Source organism: Nocardia flavorosea NBRC 108225 (assembly GCF_001613385.1).
Classification (GTDB): domain Bacteria; phylum Actinomycetota; class Actinomycetes; order Mycobacteriales; family Mycobacteriaceae; genus Nocardia; species Nocardia flavorosea.
Genome location: NZ_BDCG01000010.1, coordinates 1 through 15929, shown reverse-complemented (window position 1 = coordinate 15929; position 15929 = coordinate 1). Strand labels below are relative to the sequence as shown.

Here is a 15929-nt window from a genome sequence, read left to right as displayed (position 1 = left end):
TCGATACCCTCGAATCCGTCGTCCGGCACGATCGCCGCGACACCGACCGCGCCTACGAGGCTACGCACGGCTCCGGGGTGGCCACTGAGGTGACGATGTGGCCGTCGACCGTTACCGGCGGGGAATGCCAAGAAAGAGGTGGCCGGCCTGCCCGGGTTCAGCAGGCGGCCGGCCGAGTGGCGGCTCGTATTCAGCGTGGGAGGCGCTGCCGGAGCTCCGACAGCGATAGCGCGGAGTACCTGCTAGGCACCCAATCGGCTCTGCCGGGATCGGGCAGGGCGCTGCTGAGCCGTACCGGATCGGGGCAGATCGAGCCGCCGCCCGATTTCGGCGGCCGCGGTCTGCACCGACAGGTGTATCCGCTGGTCCGCGCGGATCTTGGCGACCGAACCGAAAACCGAGACCGCGGCGGGCTCCCCGTGGCCCATCGTCCCGATCGGGGCCGCCACACAGCTGAAACCTTTCATGCACCGCTCGTGCTCGTAGACCACGCGCAGTTCCCGGGCCCGGTCGATATCCGGCGAGCCGGTATGGGCAGGCCGGTCGAGGGCGAGCAGCGCTTTGCCGATCGCCGAGGTCTCCGCGCGCATCCGGCTGCCGACACGCGATCGGATACCGGCCACGAGTTCTCCGCCGACCTTTTCCAGATAGACCACCTCGTCGCCGTCGAGGACGCCCAGGTGCACGATGCAGCCGGTTACCCGGTGCAACCAATGCAGGCTGGGTAGCGCGGCCCGGCGCAGCGCATTCTGCTGAGAAGCGGCCGAACCGAGCTCGATGATGCGCATACCCAGCTGGTATTTCTTGCCGTGCCGGTGCACCCAGCGCAACCCGACCAGCTGTTCCAACGCGCGATGCGCCGACGACAGCGGTAGCCCGGTGGCCGCGACGATCTGCGACAGGTTCATGGGTTCGGCACCGTCGAGCACATCGAGGATCGAGGCCGCGCGCTGCATGACTCCGGTCGGGGTCTCGCGGGTGTTCTGCGATCGCATCCGGTCTCCTTCCTCGCTCGGCCGATGCGGCGGGATAACACCACGTCAGGGTGTCGCATCGCCCCTCGCACCATAGAACGCGCCGCGGCCGGCGGGGGACGAATACTTCCACTGTCCGGAAACTCCGCTGTCGGGTGCGATGCCGGCGGGTTGTAATCCGTGGATGACCGAACTCTGCTCATTCACCCCCGGTGCGCTGCTCGCGGGCCGGCGGGCCGTGGTCACCGGCGGTACCGCCGGTATCGGCGCCGCCGTCGCGCGGGCATTCGCGGCGCACGGTGCCGATGTCCTGGTCGCCGATATCGAGCCGATCGGTTCGGTCGAATTCGATCCCGCCGCCGGCGGCTCGATAACGCAGGTGGAATGGGATGTGCGGGTATCGCCGTGTCCGCCCGGAATCGTCGAGCACCGGCCCGACGTACTCGTCAACAACGTCGGCCACTATGTGCAGCCGCCACATACCTTCGCCACCAACGCGCCGGCGTTATGGGACGAACTGCACGACATCAATTTCGGGCACGTCCTGCGCCTGACCCATGCGCTGCTCCCCGGGATGACCGAGCGCGGCATCGGTTCCATCATCAACCTCACCACGGTCGAAGCCCATCGTGCGATCCCCGGCCACGCAGTGTATTCGGGGTACAAGGCCGCACTGACCGGATTCACCCGCTCACTTGCCGCGGAGACCGGCCCCGCCGGTATCCGCGTCAACGCCATCGCCCCGGACCTCATCGAATCGGTCCAGGTGCCCTACGCCGCACTCGTTCCCGAGGAGGACCAGCACCTGTGGCCGACCTGGTCGCCGCTCGGCGGTCCCGGACAGCCCGACGATGTGGCCGGTGTGGCGCTGTTCCTCGCCTCCGACCTTTCTCGTTTCGTCACCGGCGGCACCATCCATGTCGACGGCGGAACCCACGCCGCCGGTGGCTGGGTGCCGCGCCACTCCGGCGGCTGGACCAACCGTCCCCGCAACCCCTGACCCGACGCACCGAAAGTTCTCTCTGTGATGAAAATTCTGATCATCGGCGGCACCGGCATGATCGGCGCGCACGCCGCGCTGCACCTGCGCGAACACGGCGACGATGTCACCGTTGCGGCGCGTGGGGCGATCCCCGAGAACTCGCCGGTCACCGGCTTTCCGTTGCTGACAGGCGATTACACCGTTCCCACCTTCAGCCGGGAACAGCTGTCGCGGTTCGACGGCATCGTCTTCTGCGCCGGCCAGGATGTACGGCACAAGAAAGCCGGCGACGACCCTGGGCAGTTCTGGACGGATACCCAGATCGTTGGCGTGCCGCGGTTCGCCGAACTCGCCAAACAGGCCGGTGTGGGCCGTTTCGTCCAGGTCGGCAGCTACTACCACCAGCTGCGACCGGACCTCGCGGACGACAACCCGTATATCGCGGCCCGGAAGGCGGCCGACGAGGGGGCTCGCGCCCTCGCGGACGAATCGTTCAACGTGTGCACGCTGAATCCGCCCTCGATCATCGGGGCGGTCTCCGGTGCCTCGGCCCGCCGCTATCGGCGGATGGTCTCGTGGGCGGCCGGAAACGAGCCCGATATCCCCGATTTCGCCCCGGCAGGCGGTACCAACTACATGTCCGCCGGCGCGCTGGCCCAGGCGATCCGCGGTGCCCTGCGCGACGGGGAGTCCGGTGCGGCGTATCTCATCGGCGACCAGAACCTCTCGTACCGGCAGTTCTTCCAGATGATGGTCGACGCGGCCGGCGGCGCGCGGGAAATCACCGAACGCGATGAACAGCATCCGCTGCTGCCGGACGCCGCCATCGTCCAAGGTCGCGGCAACACATTGGCATACGAGCCCGATGCCGGCGTGGTGCAGCGGCTGGGTTACGACCGCAACGACTGCGCTCGCGCCGTCGCAGCACTCATCGACGTGGTCACGGCCGCGCACTGAACCATCCGATGTCCGCGCGCCTGGCTACGGCGAGATCTTCGCCGTAGCCAGGGCGGCGCCCAGGCTTGATCACCGACGCTGGAGCCCCCATGTACACAGAGAAACAACCGCCGCGAGCCGAAACCCCGTCGGGGGCAGATACACCCGGTGACAACACCCAGTTGCGTAAAGTTGCGCTGTCGAGCCTGCTGGGCACCGTCCTCGAGTACTACGACTTCCTTCTGTACAGCACCATGGCCGCGCTGGTCTTCGGCAAGCTGTTCTTCCCGTCGTCGAACTCGGCCGCCTCCACCATCGCCGCCTTCGGCACGCTCGCCGCCGGTTACGCGGCCCGGCCCATCGGCGGGATCCTGTTCGGTCATTTCGGTGATCGACTCGGGCGGAAATCGATGCTGATCGTGACGATGGTGATGATGGGCGGCGCCAGCTTCGTCATCGGCCTGCTCCCGGATTACGCGACGATCGGTGTGCTGGCTCCGATTCTGCTGGTCGCGCTCCGCCTCATCCAGGGCATCGCGATCGGCGGCGAATGGGGCGGGGCGGCACTCATGGTGATCGAGCACGCCGACAAGGATCGCCGCGGTAAATGGGCCGGAATCATGCAACTCGGCTCTCCGATCGGCTTCCTGCTCTCCACCGTGGTGGTCATGGTGGTGACCATGCTTCCGGACGAGAGCCTGTACTCCTGGGGCTGGCGCCTGCCCTTCCTGCTCAGTGGACTGCTGGTGGCCGTCGGCCTGTATGTGCGCCTGGGTGTGGTGGAGAGCCCGGTCTTCCGGGAGGCCCTGGAACAGGCCGAAGCCGAGTCCGAACCGAAAGCCGCAACACCGCTGGTACAGCTGCTGCGTAATCCGCGCCCGCTCCTCTTGGCGTGCGCCGCCGGAATCGGGCCGTTCGCACTCACCGCGCTCACCACCTCGCACATCATTGCCTACGCCACCGATACCGGATACGACGAATCCGAGGTGATGCGCACGCTGGTCGCGATGTCGGTGGTATCGCTGGTCTGTATTCCGCTGTTCTCCGCGTTGTCGGACCGGCTGGGGCGCCGGACCGTCACCATGGCCGGCGCCGTCGGCGCCGTGGTTTTCGCGCTCCCGTTGTATGCGCTGGTGAACACCGGGTCGGTACTCTGGCTGACCGTCGGCCTGTTGATCGCACAGGTGGTGCAGAACCTCATGTACGCACCGCTGGCGCCACTGCTGGCGGAGATGTTCGGTACCGAGATGCGATACACCGGGGTATCGCTGGGCTATCAGATGGCCAGCCTGATCGGGGCCGGATTCGGTCCGCTGATCGCGAGCAGTTTCGTCGCCTCGACGGGTGGCTCCAGTCTGCCGCTCAGTGCGATCATCGGCGTCACTGCGCTCGTCACGGCCACGGCGATCTGGCGTATGGCCGAAACCCGCGGGCGTGATCTGACTGCGGAGTTCGTTCGCGAGTAGGCCGCTGCACGGCGTCGTGAGGGCCGGAAGCGGGCGCCGGCGGGCGATCATCGGATCGAGCCGGCGTCCACCAGCGGTGGTGGTGTGCCGGCCGACAGCGGCGGGAGTTCGCCGTCGTAGCGCTCGGCCTCCACCAGACAACTGTTGGCGGAGGACCCCTGGGCCAGCGAACTGGTGCCGATATCGTTGGTGACCGTATTCGGATTGCCGTGTACATCAAGCGATTCGGGGTCGGCCGGGTCCAGTGGGTCGTACCAGGCGCCGGTCGCCATATGCACCACGCCGGGCCGTAGCGCATCGCTGATCCGGACCCCCGCGAGCAGAGCGCCGCGATCGTTGTGGATCCGCGCGATATCCCCGTCGTGCAGGCCACGCGCGGCGGCGTCGGCGGGATTCATCCGCAGCGGCTCGCGACCGCGGACCTTGGTTTCCCGGCTGGTGGCGCCGTGATCGAGCTGGCTGTGCAGGCGGGTCGCGGGCTGGTGGGAGAGCAGGTGTAGCGGAAAGCGCCGGGCCGCCGGGCCGCCGAGCCATTCCCGCGGCGGGAGCCATGCGGGATGGCCGGGGCAGTCCGGATAACTGAATTCGGCGATGGTCCGGGAGAAGAGTTCGATCCGGCCCGACGGGGTCCGCAACGGGTTCCGCCGCGGATCGTCGCGGAACAGTTCGAGAACATGGCGGGACTCGGGCAGCTGCGGCCGCAGATCGAGAGGCCCGCCGGCATGGAAATCCGCGTACCCGGGTAATCGGATCCCGGCGGCCGCGGCATTGTCTACGGTGGTACGCCACAGCTGCTCCACCCATTGCCGTGCGGTACGCCCTTCGGTGAATTGTTCCGCGAAACCGAGTCGTTCGGCGAGACCGGTGAAGATCGCGTAGTCGTCGCGCGCCTGGCCGTACGGTGCGAGGGTCTGATGCATGGGCGTCAACCAGTGATCGGTGCGTCCACCGGTGAAATCCTCCCGCTCCGCGGACGCGGTGGTCGGCAGGACGATATCGGCCAGCCGGGCGGTCGCGGTCCAGCTGATCTCGTTGACGATCACTGTGCGCGGCCGTGACCAGGCCCGCCGCAGCCGGTTGAGATCCTGATGGTGGTGGAACGGATTACCGCCGGCCCAGTAGATCAGGTCGATCGGCGGATAGGTGAGGACCCGTCCGTTGTAGTCGACCGTCCCGCCGGGGCGTTCCAGCATCTCGGTGAGCCGGGCGACCGGAACGATATCGGCGACCGGGTTTCCCGGCTGCGGCAGCGCACCGATCTCGAAGGGCAGATAGCGGCGCTGCAGATTATTGGTCATCCCGACCCCGGTACCCATGAGCACCCCGCCGCCCGGCAGCCCGATATGGCCCAGCGCGGCCGCGAGCGCCCAAGCGGCCCAATAACTCTGCTCACCGTGCTCGGCTCGCTGCAGCGCGTACGGCAATCCGATCAGGCAGCGTTCGCGTGCCATCAGCCGGGCCAGCGCACGGATCTCGGCTGCCGGGACCTCGGCGAGTTCCGCGGCCCATTCCGGTGATTTGGGTACGCCGTCGCTGCGGCCGGTGAGGTATTCGGCGAGCCGGTCGAAACCGGTGCAGTAGCGGTCGAGGAAGGCTCGGTCGTGCAGGTCTTCGGTGATGAGAGTGTGCAACAGGGCGAGCATGATCGCCGTATCGCTGTGCGGGCGGCACGGTATCCAGCGGGCACCGAGGGCCGGGTCGCAATCGTCGCGAGCGGGTCCGATATGGACGATATCGATACCGGCCCCGCGCAGTGCAGCCGGCCGGTCCGGGCCCGGATGTGCCCCGATCCCACCGGGGTTGACCTGGGTGTTGCGTTGGGGGGCGCCACCGAAGAACACGATGCGGGCGCAGTGCCGGGTGATTTCCTCGGTACTGGGGGCCTGCCGGGCGGCGACGTAGGCGTTCATACCCAGGACGTGGGGAATGAGCGCCTCGGCCGCCGCGAACGAATACGTGTCCACCGACGCGGTGTAACCGCCGAAAAGTTGCAGGAAGCGGTGGACCTGCCCTTGGGCGTGGTGGAACCGGCCGGCTCCGGCCCACCCGTAGGAACCGCCGTAGATGGCACGGTTACCGCCGGTCGCGCGGGTTGTGCGCAATGCGTCGGCGGCGATATCGAGCGCCTCGTCCCAGTCGACCTCGACGAAGGGTTCCTGTCCGCGGAGGGCGGGGTCGGCGGCGGCCCGGTTTCGGTAATAGCCGAGGCGTATCGCCGGCCGGGCAATGCGGTGGGCGGGATCGTGCAGCGCCGCCAGTGACCGCCCGATGGGGGAGGGGTGTGGGTCGTCGCCGTGCGGTGTCACCGAGAGCTTTCCGTCGGCGGCGGTGCCGATGAGGTAGTTCCCCCAGTGGGTAGCGGTGGGTCGGGCCCGCGTCATCGTCATCCTTTCCGGCGCCGGGCGGCCGGTTACCCCGTCGGCGGGTGCGGTTCCGGCCCGGTGTCACCGTCTGCCACGCCCGAACCTCTCGGCATCCGGCGTGTCTCGGGTTTCCAGTGTGCACGCGGGGTCCGGGTACCACGGATACGCGTCCGGAAGCGTGGGGATTGCGAGCGGTGCTGCCTGTGCACGAACGGGACGGATATGGCCCCACAGCGTCACTGGCCGGTTCGGCGCAGCCGGGTATGCGAGTCCGGGAACGCTCGAGGGCGCAGATGCCGCGTGTCCGGTCGGCCGGTCGCGATCCGCCGTGCACCCGCCGCCACTTCGTGCCGGGCGGGATATGCCCGGCACCCGCCGTGCAGGCGCCCGCCCGTCTGCCGGAGGGCGCGACGTCGACGCTGGATCCTGATAGGTGTGCCCTGCTACTGCGTGCGTCGACCGGTTCGGGAGGCCTAGTGGCGGACTCGTGCACAGCGAGCACGGTCCGCGGTGCGCGGGCTGGTGTGCCGTCCGCGAACCGGCGGTCGTTCGGCCGGCCGAGCGGGCGCCGAGACGGGCCCGCGTCTGTGGGTGACGGGCGCGTTGCTATCTTGAACGACGTTCAAGCTCGGTTGTTGCGAAGGATGGCGTCATGAACGGTGTCGAGGACTCGCGGGCGCCGAAGACTCGCACCACGGCGCGGGATATGGCGCAGATCGCGGTATTCGCCGCGCTCATCGCCGCACTCGGCCTGCCCGGCGCGATCACGGTCGGCTTCAGCGGCGTGCCGATCACCGTGCAGACCCTCGGCGTGATCCTCGCTCCAGCGGTGCTGGGAGCGCGTAAGGGCACCGCGGCGGTCGCGGTGTTCATCGCCCTGACGATCATCGGCCTGCCGCTACTGTCCGGCGGGCGCACGGGCCTCACCGCCCTGGCCGGTCCCAGTGCCGGCTATCTGGTCGGCTGGATACCGGCCGCCCTGGTCATCGGCCTGCTCACGGCGCGGATCGTTCCCAAGTACCCGCTGGTACCCGCGCTGCTGGTCAACGCGGTCGGCGGTATCGCGGCCATCTACCTGTTCGGCACCCTCGGCCTGCTGCTGCGCACCGATCTCGGAGTACTGGCCGCGATCCAGGCCAACGGGGTTTTCCTGCCCGGTGACCTGCTGAAAGTGGTCGTCGCCACGATCGTGGCCAAAGGCGTGCACCGTGCCTACCCGGGGTTGATCCGTGGATAGCGGAGCACTCGGCGGTGCCGCCGCGGCGCCGGCGCTCGACCTCGCCGGCCGCACCTTCACCTATGCCGAGCTCGACCGCGCCGTCGATGAGTGGATCGACCGGTATCCACCGGGACCGCGTGGTTACGATGCCTCCCCGCTGCCGGTCGCCGAGGCCCTCGTCTGTATCTGTGCGGCCGCGCGGCTCGCAGTGCGGGTCGCCGTCGAGGATCCGGCCGCCCGCCCGCATCGGTCCGCCTGGCCTGCGGAAGCGTTCCTGCTGGTCGCTACCTCCGGCTCCACCGGCCGGCCGCGGCCGCTGGCCCGTACAGCGGCCTCCTGGTACGACAGCTTCCCGGTTTTCACCGAGATCACCCGGGTGACCTCGCAGGACCGCGTGCTGCTCACCGGCCCACTGCACGCCACCATGCACCTTTTCGGCGCCCTGCACGCCCTGTGGAGCGGTGCCTGCGTCACCGACGACCCGGCCCGGGCCACCGTTGTGCACGCCGTTCCGGCGGTCCTGCGTGAGCTGGTACCGCGGGCGCCGCGGCTGCGGACCGCGATCGTGGCCGGGATCGCGGCCGATCCGGGCGCGCTGGCCGCGGCCCGCCACCTGCGCGTCGTCGAGTACTACGGTGCCTCCGAAGTATCGCTGGTCGCGGCCCGGGAGGTTCCCGCACCACTGCGCGTGCTCCCCGCGGTCGAGACACGGATCCGGGAAAGGATGCTGCACGTGCGGTCCCCGTACACCGTGCTCGGCGCGCCCGAGTGGTTCTGCGTCGGCGATATCGCCGAACTCGGCGACGACGGTGAACTACGGGTGCACGGTCGCGGGGAAGCGGTGATCAATGTCGGGGGCACCACGGTCGTCGCGGAGGATGTGGAGCGGGTCCTGGGTGGTATCGACGGCGTCGCGGTAGCGGCGGTGATCGGCAGCCCGCATGCGGTATTCGGCGAAACCATCACCGCAGCAGTCCAATTGGATGGCACCGATATCGACGAGGTCCGGCGGCGGGCGCGCGGACTGCTCACCCGGGAAGCGATGCCGCGGCGCTGGGTGCCGGTCCGGGAAATGCCCACCACGGCCGCCGGGAAGATCGCCCGGGGCCGGTTGAAAGACTTGCTCGTATGAATCTCGACCCCGTATTCGTCGCCGCCCGGCGCACCGCCATCGGCACGGCCGGTCACGCGTTCGCCTCGCTCACCGTCACCGATCTGGCGGCGCCGGTGCTCGCCTCGGTGGCCGGCACACTGCGCGATGCGGGTGTGAACCTCCCGATCGACGATGTAGTCCTCGGTAACTGCCTGGGACCCGGCGGCGACCCGGCGCGCGTCGCGGCGCTGCAGGCGGGACTCGGCCCGCAGGTGCCCGGGGTGACCGTCGACCGGCAGTGCGGTTCCGGGCTGGACGCGGTGATCCAGGCGGCACTGCGGATCCGCAGCGGAGCCGACCGGCTCGTCCTGGCCGGTGGCGCCGAATCCGCCAGTACCGCACCTTGGCGGTTCTGGCCGCCGGTGGCCGGGGCAGACCCGGTGCGCTACACCCGGGCGCCGTTCGCCCCGGCCGGCTTCCCGGACCCCGATATGGGTGTCGCCGCCGATGACCTCGCCCGGGTCCGGGGCATCTCGCGGGAACGTCAGGACGAATACGCGGCCCGCTCGCACACACTGGCCGCGGCCGCCGATTTCACCCCGGAGATCGTGCCGGTGGCCGGAGTGAACCGCGACGAACGGATCCGCGCGGGGATGACCACCGCGCGCCTCGCCCGGCTCCGGCCCGGTTTCGGACCCGGCGGTACCGTGACCGCCGGAAACTCCTGCGGTATCTCCGACGGCGCGGCCGTGGTCGCGGTGACGACCGCGCAGGAGGCGGCCGGGCTCCCGGCGCTACGTATTGTGGCCACCGCCGTCGCTGCCGGTGATCCGGCATTTCCCGGCCTCGGGCCGGTACCGGCGGTCCGGGCGGTCCTGCGCCGGGCGGGCCGCACGATATCCGATGTGGGGGTGGTCGAGATCACCGAGGCGTTCGCCTCGGTGGTGCTGGCGGTGGCGGACGAGCTCGATCTCGACGAATCGCGGATCTGCCCGGACGGTGGCGCGATCGCGATGGGGCATCCGTGGGGTGCTTCGGGCGCGGTTCTGCTGGTGCGGCTGGCGAGCCGAATGCTGCGCGCGGACGGTCCGGAACTCGGCCTCGCCGCTTGCGCTATCGGTGGCGGTCAGGGAGTCGCGATGCTGGTGGAGCGTGTGGCGTGAACGAGTCGGGGCGGCACGCCGGAGCGCCGCGCGCTCGGTCGGAGGCGCCGAGTGAGTGAGATCGTTTTCGACTCGGTGCAGCATTCGTTCGGTGAGCGGCAGGTGTTGCGGGGTATCGACCTGCGGATCGAGGAGCGTCGTGTCGGGATCGTCGGCGCGAACGGTTCGGGGAAATCGACCTTGGCCCGCATGATCAACGGCCTGCTCACCCCGGTCTCCGGCACCGTGACGGTGGACGGTGTCGACACCGCCCGAAAAGGGGCGAAGGTGCGGCGCAAGGTCGGATTCGTGTTCACCGACCCCGATACCCAGATCGTCATGCCCACGGTCGCCGAGGATCTCGCGTTCTCGCTGCGGCGCAGCGGTCTGGCCAAGGCGGAGGTCGCCGCGCGGGTGGCCGAGATCCTCGACCGGTTCGGGCTCGCGGGGCATGCGGAGCATCCGTCACATCTGCTCTCCGGTGGGCAGAAACAGTTGCTCGCCCTCGGGGCGGTATTGATCCGCCGGCCGGAGGTGATCGTCGCGGACGAACCCACGACCCTGCTGGATCTTCGCAATGCCCGGATCATCGCCGAGGCGCTAGACGCCGTCGACCAGCAGGTGATCGTGGTGACCCATCAGCTGTCGTTGTTGGCCGGGTTCGACCGGGTGATCGTCATCGACGACGGTGCGGTCGCCTTCGACGGCGATCCCGAGGCGGCGCTGCCGGCCTATCGGGAGCTGGTCGAGTGATCGGGCTGTACCGGCCGGGTGATTCGCCGGTGCACCGCACACCGGCGGGGATGAAACTGGTGCTGCTGCTGATACTCATCACGGCGGCCACGGTGTTCGCGCGTACTCCGTTACATCTGGGTGTGGCCGCCCTGGTCGCTGCGGGACTGTTCGTCCTGGCCCGAATCCCGTGGCGCATCGTCCTGGAACAGCTGCGCCCCATGGTGTGGATGCTGGCGATCATCGCGGTATTCCAGGTACTGACCACCTCGCCGGCGCGGGCGATCGTGGTGTGCGGGTTGCTGCTGTTCTCGGTGGCGCTGGCCGCGCTGGTCACCCTCACCACCCGGGTCACCGACATGCTGGACGCGGTCACGCGGGTGCTGGGGCCGTTACGGCGGGTCGGAGTGGACCCGGACCGGATCGGGTTGCTTCTGGCGCTGGCGATCCGCTGCGTCCCGCTGCTGGCGACGATCGTGCGCGATGTCGCCGAAGCACGGCGGGCCCGGGGCCTGCAATGGTCGATGACCGCACTGGTCACCCCGGTTCTGGTGCGCTCGTTGCGGACCGCCGACGCGATGGGGGATGCGCTCGCGGCTCGTGGGGTCGACGATGACTGAACTGCTCGCGGAACGTATCGGACGGCAGGTGCTGTCGCGGCCCGCGGCGCCCGCCGTCCGCACCGCGGGCGAGTGCGTCGGTTATCACCGGTTCTGGGCGCGGGTCGCGCGGGTCGGCGGCGGTTTGGCCGGTATGCGGCGGGTGGCCGTCCTGCCGACCTCGGATATCGATTCGCTGGTCATGGTGGCGGCGGCCATGCGGGCCGGGGTCTGTGTAGTGCTGTTGCACCGGCATCTGTCGCCGGACCAGTTGCGGCGGGTGCTGACCGTGACCGAACCCGGCGCCGTGGTCGCCGTGGCGGCGCAGCATCGGCCGTTGCGGCGGATGGGGTTCGACGGCGTACCGCGTACTGCGGCCGAGCTCGAATGCGCCGGCGCCGGCGCCGGCGCCCGGCCCGATTCCGAACTGCTGGTGGGCGTCACCTCCGGAACCACCGGCGAACCGAAACTCTTCGTCCGGGACCAGGCGTCCTGGGCGGCCACCCTGGATCGATCCGACCGGACCTTCGATATCGGGCCCGGCGATACGGTCGCAGTACCCGGGGTACTGGACCATACCCATTTCCTCTACGGAGCCCTGCATGCCTTGACCCGCGGCGCGGCGGTCGATCTGCGGCCGGCCGTCGACGCGCTCGCGCACGGCGCGACCCACCTGTACTCGGTGCCGACCCTCGCCTGGGACGTCGTGCGTTCGGCGGGTGGCCCGTATCGCGACGTGCGGGAAGTCCTGTCCTCTGCGGCGCGGTGGCCCCGGAACGGGCGGGCCGCGCTGCGCGAAGTGCTGCCGAATGCGGCGCTCACCCATTTCTACGGTGCCTCCGAACTCAGCTTCGTCTCGTTCGACCGCGGTCTCGGCGGATCCGACGACGGTGGCAGCGCCCGAGCCGGTGGATACGGCACCGCCGCAGTCGGCGAATGCGAGGCGATCGGAGCCGGAGTGGGCGGCGCCGGCGCGGCGCACGGCGAAAATGTGGACGGCAGAGCGTACAGCGCGGGCGTGGACGGCGGAGCCGGATCCGGCGATGATTATTCGGTGGGGGAGCTGTTCGACGGGGTCGAGGTGGAAATTCGCGACGGCCGGGTGTTCGTGCGCAGCGATATGGTTTTCCGCGGTTATCTCACCGAAGCCGGCGTCGTCGACGGCCCGGTGGACGGGTGGGTTTCGGTGGGGGATCGCGGTGCCCTGGACGGCCGGCGGCTGCGGTTGTTCGGCCGGGACAGCGAGATGTTCATCCGAGGCGGTTTGAATGTGGAACCGGCGGCGGTGGAGGCCGCTCTGGCCGCGATTCCCGGTATCACCGAGGCCGCCTGTCTCGGGGTCGCCGACGACCGCTGGGGGCGGGTTCCGGTGGCCGTGGTGGCCGTGGACCGGCGGGCGCCGGATCCGGCCGGGATACGCCGGCGGTTGCGTGCGGTGCTGCCCGGTCCGAGTGTGCCGGTGCGGATTCAGGTGCTCGACGCACTCCCGCGGACGCCCCGCGGCAAGGTGGACCGGCGGGCGCTGCTCGCCGCGCTCGGCGCCCACGGCCGCCGCGACCATGACTCGCCGTGACACGTTGCGATTTCGCAGCGATTGTCATTTTCGACACGCCAGATCTATTGCCAAGCTTGGGTAGTTCTTTACTATAAGAGGAGTTGACGAACAGTTGCGCCGCACGAGGGCCACCGGGTTCCGGCCCTCCGTACGGATTATGTTCGTCTACTCATAATCTCCTGCTCTGCAAGTGTTTTCGGCGGTATCAGGGCTCGGAAGCGATCGGACGAATTGGTTCGGTGACATATCACCAGCAGTGGAGGCGCCCTCTCAGGCTTTGCTAAGTCTTTACTATTACGGTGGCTACGGTTTAAGTCTCGGTCCGTTGCTGTGCCGAGTACCTACTTCACCGCGAGATGCCGGTTCGCGGTCTGTGCCCGACTGGACATATTGATCGTCAACCGACCTCGGCTCCGGCCGAGTCGGCGAAGGAGAGCGATGGCAACCAAAAGCTCGAATCCACCTGGTACGCAACCTGGTCCGGATCCGGAGGGCGCGCCGCCCGCCGGGTCCGGGACCCGTTTAAGATCCCCTCGCCTCGCCTCGATCCTGCGCCATGACGTACCGGCCTCGATCGTGGTCTTCCTTGTCGCGCTACCGCTTTCGCTGGGTATCGCGATCGCCTCCGGCGCCCCCGTGGCGGCCGGGCTCATCGCCGCCGTTATCGGCGGTATCGTCGCGGGTTCCCTCGGCGGCTCCGCGCTACAGGTGAGCGGTCCCGCTGCGGGCCTCACCGTGATCGTCGCCGAATCGATCCATCAATTCGGCTGGAAGGTAACCGGTTTCATCGTTGTCGCGGCCGGTGTCCTGCAGATCCTCTTCGGGCTGAGCCGGATCGCCCGGGCCGCACTGGCCGTGGCGCCGGTGGTGGTGCACGCGATGCTCGCGGGTATCGGTATCACCATCGCGCTGCAACAGTTGCATGTACTACTGGGCGGGGAATCCAACAGCACCGCCTGGAACAACCTCATCGACCTTCCCGCCCAACTGCTTTCGCTGCACGGGCCCGCCACACTGCTCGGCCTGATGGTTATCGCCATCATGCTCGGCTGGAAGTACCTGCCCGAACGGGTCCGGATCGTTCCCGGCGCGCTGGCCGCGATCGTCGTGGCCACCGTGCTGTCGCTGGTGCTGTCCATGGACGTCAAGCGGGTCACCATCGACGGGTCGCTGTTCGATGCGATCGGCCTGCCCGAACTGCCCCGCAGCGACTGGGCCGCGATCGTGGTGATGATCCTGACCTTCGCCCTCATCGCCAGCGTGGAGAGCCTGCTGTCGGCGGTCGCGATCGACAAGATGCATACCGGTCCGCGCGCCGATTTCGATCGCGAGATGATCGGCCAGGGGTCGGCGAACGTCCTGTCCGGACTGCTCGGCGGTCTGCCCGTCACCGGTGTGATCGTCCGTAGCTCCACCAATGTCGCCGCCGGTGCGCGCAGCCGTGCCTCGGCCGTACTGCACGGCGTCTGGGTGCTCATCTTCTCGGTGGCCCTGGTTTCGCTCGTGGAACAGATCCCGCTGGCCGCACTGGCCGGTCTGCTGATCGTCATCGGCGTGCAACTGGTGAAACTGGCCCATATCCGGCTCGCCCATCGCACCGGCGATCTGCTCGTCTACGCAGTCACGCTGCTGGCGGTGGTCTTCCTGAACCTGCTCGAAGGCGTGCTCATCGGTCTGGCGCTGGCCTTCGCGCTGCTGATCTGGCGCGTGGTACGGGTCGCGGTCACCGTCGAACCGCTCGGCGGCACCGACCGCTGGCTCATCCGGATCGACGGCTCCTGCACCTTCCTGTCGCTGCCGAAACTGTCCAGCACGTTCGCGACGGTGCCGCAGGGCGTTGCGGTCACCGTGGAAATGACGGTCGACTTCCTCGACCACGCCGCCTACGACGCCATCACCGACTGGGCCCGACAGCACGAGAGCAACGGTGGCACAGTCGACTTCGTCGAAATCGGCGAAGCGCGGATGGCGCGCGCCGAGGCAGCGCCACCGTCGCGCAGCCTCGGTCGCGTGGTACTCGACGACGTCCTCGGGCCGTGGCGGGTCGATCGCAGCGGATCGGCGGGCGGGTCCGGTGACAACGATGATCCACTGGTCACCGGTATCGCCGCCTACCACCGCGGCCATGCCCACCTGATACGGCCGCACCTCGACGAACTCCGCGACGGACAGGACCCCGACTCGTTCTTCCTCACCTGCTCCGACTCCCGGATCGTGCCCAATGTGATCACCAACAGCGGTCCGGGCGATCTGTTCACCGTCCGCAATGTCGGCAATCTGGTACCCGCACACGGGGACGCTTCCGTCGAAGCCGCCCTCGTCTTCGCGCTCGAGAAACTCAACGTCCGGTCGGTGGTGGTGTGCGGGCACTCGTCCTGCGGTGCGATGAACGCCCTGTACTCGGGTGAATCCGCAGGCCCCGGAATCGACAACTGGCTCGAACACGGACAGGCCAGTCTGGCCCGCTACCAGGTCGGCCATGCGGTGGGCCGTGCCGCCGAAGCCGCCGGATTCGGGCCGGTGGAACAGCTGAGCATGGTCAACATCGCCGTTCAGCTGGAGAATCTGCACCGGCATCCGTCCGTCCGCCGCGCCGTCGCGGAACGCGGGGCCACCGTGTCCGGGCTGTTCTTCGATATCGCCAGCGCGCGCCTCATCGAGGTCCGCGTGGACGGCATCGCGCCGATCGAGAACGACGGTGTGCTCGCACAGTTACATCGCGAACCGGCTTCGGCCGGACAGTAATACGGCCGCACCGTGAGGCCGGGATCTTTCCGCACAACGGAGAAGGTCCCGGCCTCCGGCATCTCCGGAAGACTGCCCTGAATTCAGGGCAGTCTTCCGGGTGCCGACCGGGTGCCGACCGGG

The 15929-nt window shown here is 68.8% G+C and carries 12 protein-coding genes; 10 read left to right on the top strand and 2 right to left on the bottom strand.

Going from position 1 to position 15929, the window contains the following annotated elements; translation table 11 throughout:
* Nucleotides 1-242: 242 nt before the first annotated feature.
* Nucleotides 243-995 (bottom strand): IclR family transcriptional regulator, encoded by a 753-nt coding sequence (locus tag NFL01S_RS11330; RefSeq protein WP_062974256.1) that lies wholly within the window; start codon nucleotides 993-995, stop codon nucleotides 243-245.
* A 163-nt stretch (nucleotides 996-1158) separates the two neighbouring features.
* On the opposite strand from NFL01S_RS11330, the gene NFL01S_RS11325 reads away from it, so the two are divergent.
* The 3 genes from NFL01S_RS11325 to NFL01S_RS11315 all read left to right on the top strand — a co-directional run bounded on the left by NFL01S_RS11325 (nucleotide 1159) and on the right by NFL01S_RS11315 (nucleotide 4358).
* Nucleotides 1159-1974: an SDR family NAD(P)-dependent oxidoreductase gene (locus NFL01S_RS11325; RefSeq protein WP_062974254.1), complete on the top strand. Its 816-nt coding sequence runs from the start codon at nucleotides 1159-1161 to the stop codon at nucleotides 1972-1974.
* Nucleotides 1975-2001: 27 nt separating this feature from the next.
* Nucleotides 2002-2913: an NAD-dependent epimerase/dehydratase family protein gene (locus NFL01S_RS11320; RefSeq protein WP_062974252.1), complete on the top strand. Its 912-nt coding sequence runs from the start codon at nucleotides 2002-2004 to the stop codon at nucleotides 2911-2913.
* 89 nt (nucleotides 2914-3002) lie between these two features.
* Nucleotides 3003-4358: an MFS transporter gene (locus NFL01S_RS11315; protein WP_062974250.1), complete on the top strand. Its 1356-nt coding sequence runs from the start codon at nucleotides 3003-3005 to the stop codon at nucleotides 4356-4358.
* A 47-nt stretch (nucleotides 4359-4405) separates the two neighbouring features.
* Here NFL01S_RS11315 and NFL01S_RS11310 read toward each other — a convergent pair whose 3' ends face one another.
* The gene (locus NFL01S_RS11310) at nucleotides 4406-6739 is read right to left on the bottom strand and encodes a molybdopterin-dependent oxidoreductase (RefSeq protein ID WP_062974562.1); all 2334 of its coding nucleotides are present in this window, start codon (nucleotides 6737-6739) and stop codon (nucleotides 4406-4408) included.
* Nucleotides 6740-7373: 634 nt separating this feature from the next.
* Between NFL01S_RS11310 and NFL01S_RS11305 the strand changes: the two genes are divergently transcribed.
* The 7 genes from NFL01S_RS11305 to NFL01S_RS11275 all read left to right on the top strand — a co-directional run bounded on the left by NFL01S_RS11305 (nucleotide 7374) and on the right by NFL01S_RS11275 (nucleotide 15806).
* Nucleotides 7374-7958, top strand: coding sequence for a biotin transporter BioY (locus tag NFL01S_RS11305; protein ID WP_245670625.1), 585 nt, complete (start codon nucleotides 7374-7376; stop codon nucleotides 7956-7958).
* On the top strand, nucleotides 7951-9072 hold the full coding sequence (locus tag NFL01S_RS11300; RefSeq protein ID WP_062974248.1) for an AMP-binding protein: 1122 nt from the start codon (nucleotides 7951-7953) through the stop codon (nucleotides 9070-9072). Before NFL01S_RS11305 ends, NFL01S_RS11300 begins: the two co-directional genes overlap by 8 nt.
* Nucleotides 9069-10196: a thiolase family protein gene (locus NFL01S_RS11295; protein WP_062974246.1), complete on the top strand. Its 1128-nt coding sequence runs from the start codon at nucleotides 9069-9071 to the stop codon at nucleotides 10194-10196. The genes NFL01S_RS11300 and NFL01S_RS11295 overlap by 4 nt, the downstream gene beginning before the upstream one ends.
* 51 nt (nucleotides 10197-10247) lie before the next feature.
* Nucleotides 10248-10928, top strand: coding sequence for an energy-coupling factor ABC transporter ATP-binding protein (locus NFL01S_RS11290; RefSeq protein ID WP_062974244.1), 681 nt, complete (start codon nucleotides 10248-10250; stop codon nucleotides 10926-10928).
* Entirely contained in the window at nucleotides 10925-11527 is a 603-nt protein-coding gene (locus NFL01S_RS11285) for an energy-coupling factor transporter transmembrane component T family protein (RefSeq protein ID WP_062974242.1), read from the top strand. Before NFL01S_RS11290 ends, NFL01S_RS11285 begins: the two co-directional genes overlap by 4 nt.
* On the top strand, nucleotides 11520-13079 hold the full coding sequence (locus tag NFL01S_RS34340; RefSeq protein WP_062974240.1) for an AMP-binding protein: 1560 nt from the start codon (nucleotides 11520-11522) through the stop codon (nucleotides 13077-13079). The genes NFL01S_RS11285 and NFL01S_RS34340 overlap by 8 nt, the downstream gene beginning before the upstream one ends.
* A 420-nt stretch (nucleotides 13080-13499) precedes the next feature.
* Nucleotides 13500-15806, top strand: a complete 2307-nt coding sequence (locus NFL01S_RS11275) for a SulP family inorganic anion transporter (RefSeq protein WP_062974238.1) — start codon at nucleotides 13500-13502, stop codon at nucleotides 15804-15806.
* Nucleotides 15807-15929: the final 123 nt, after the last annotated feature.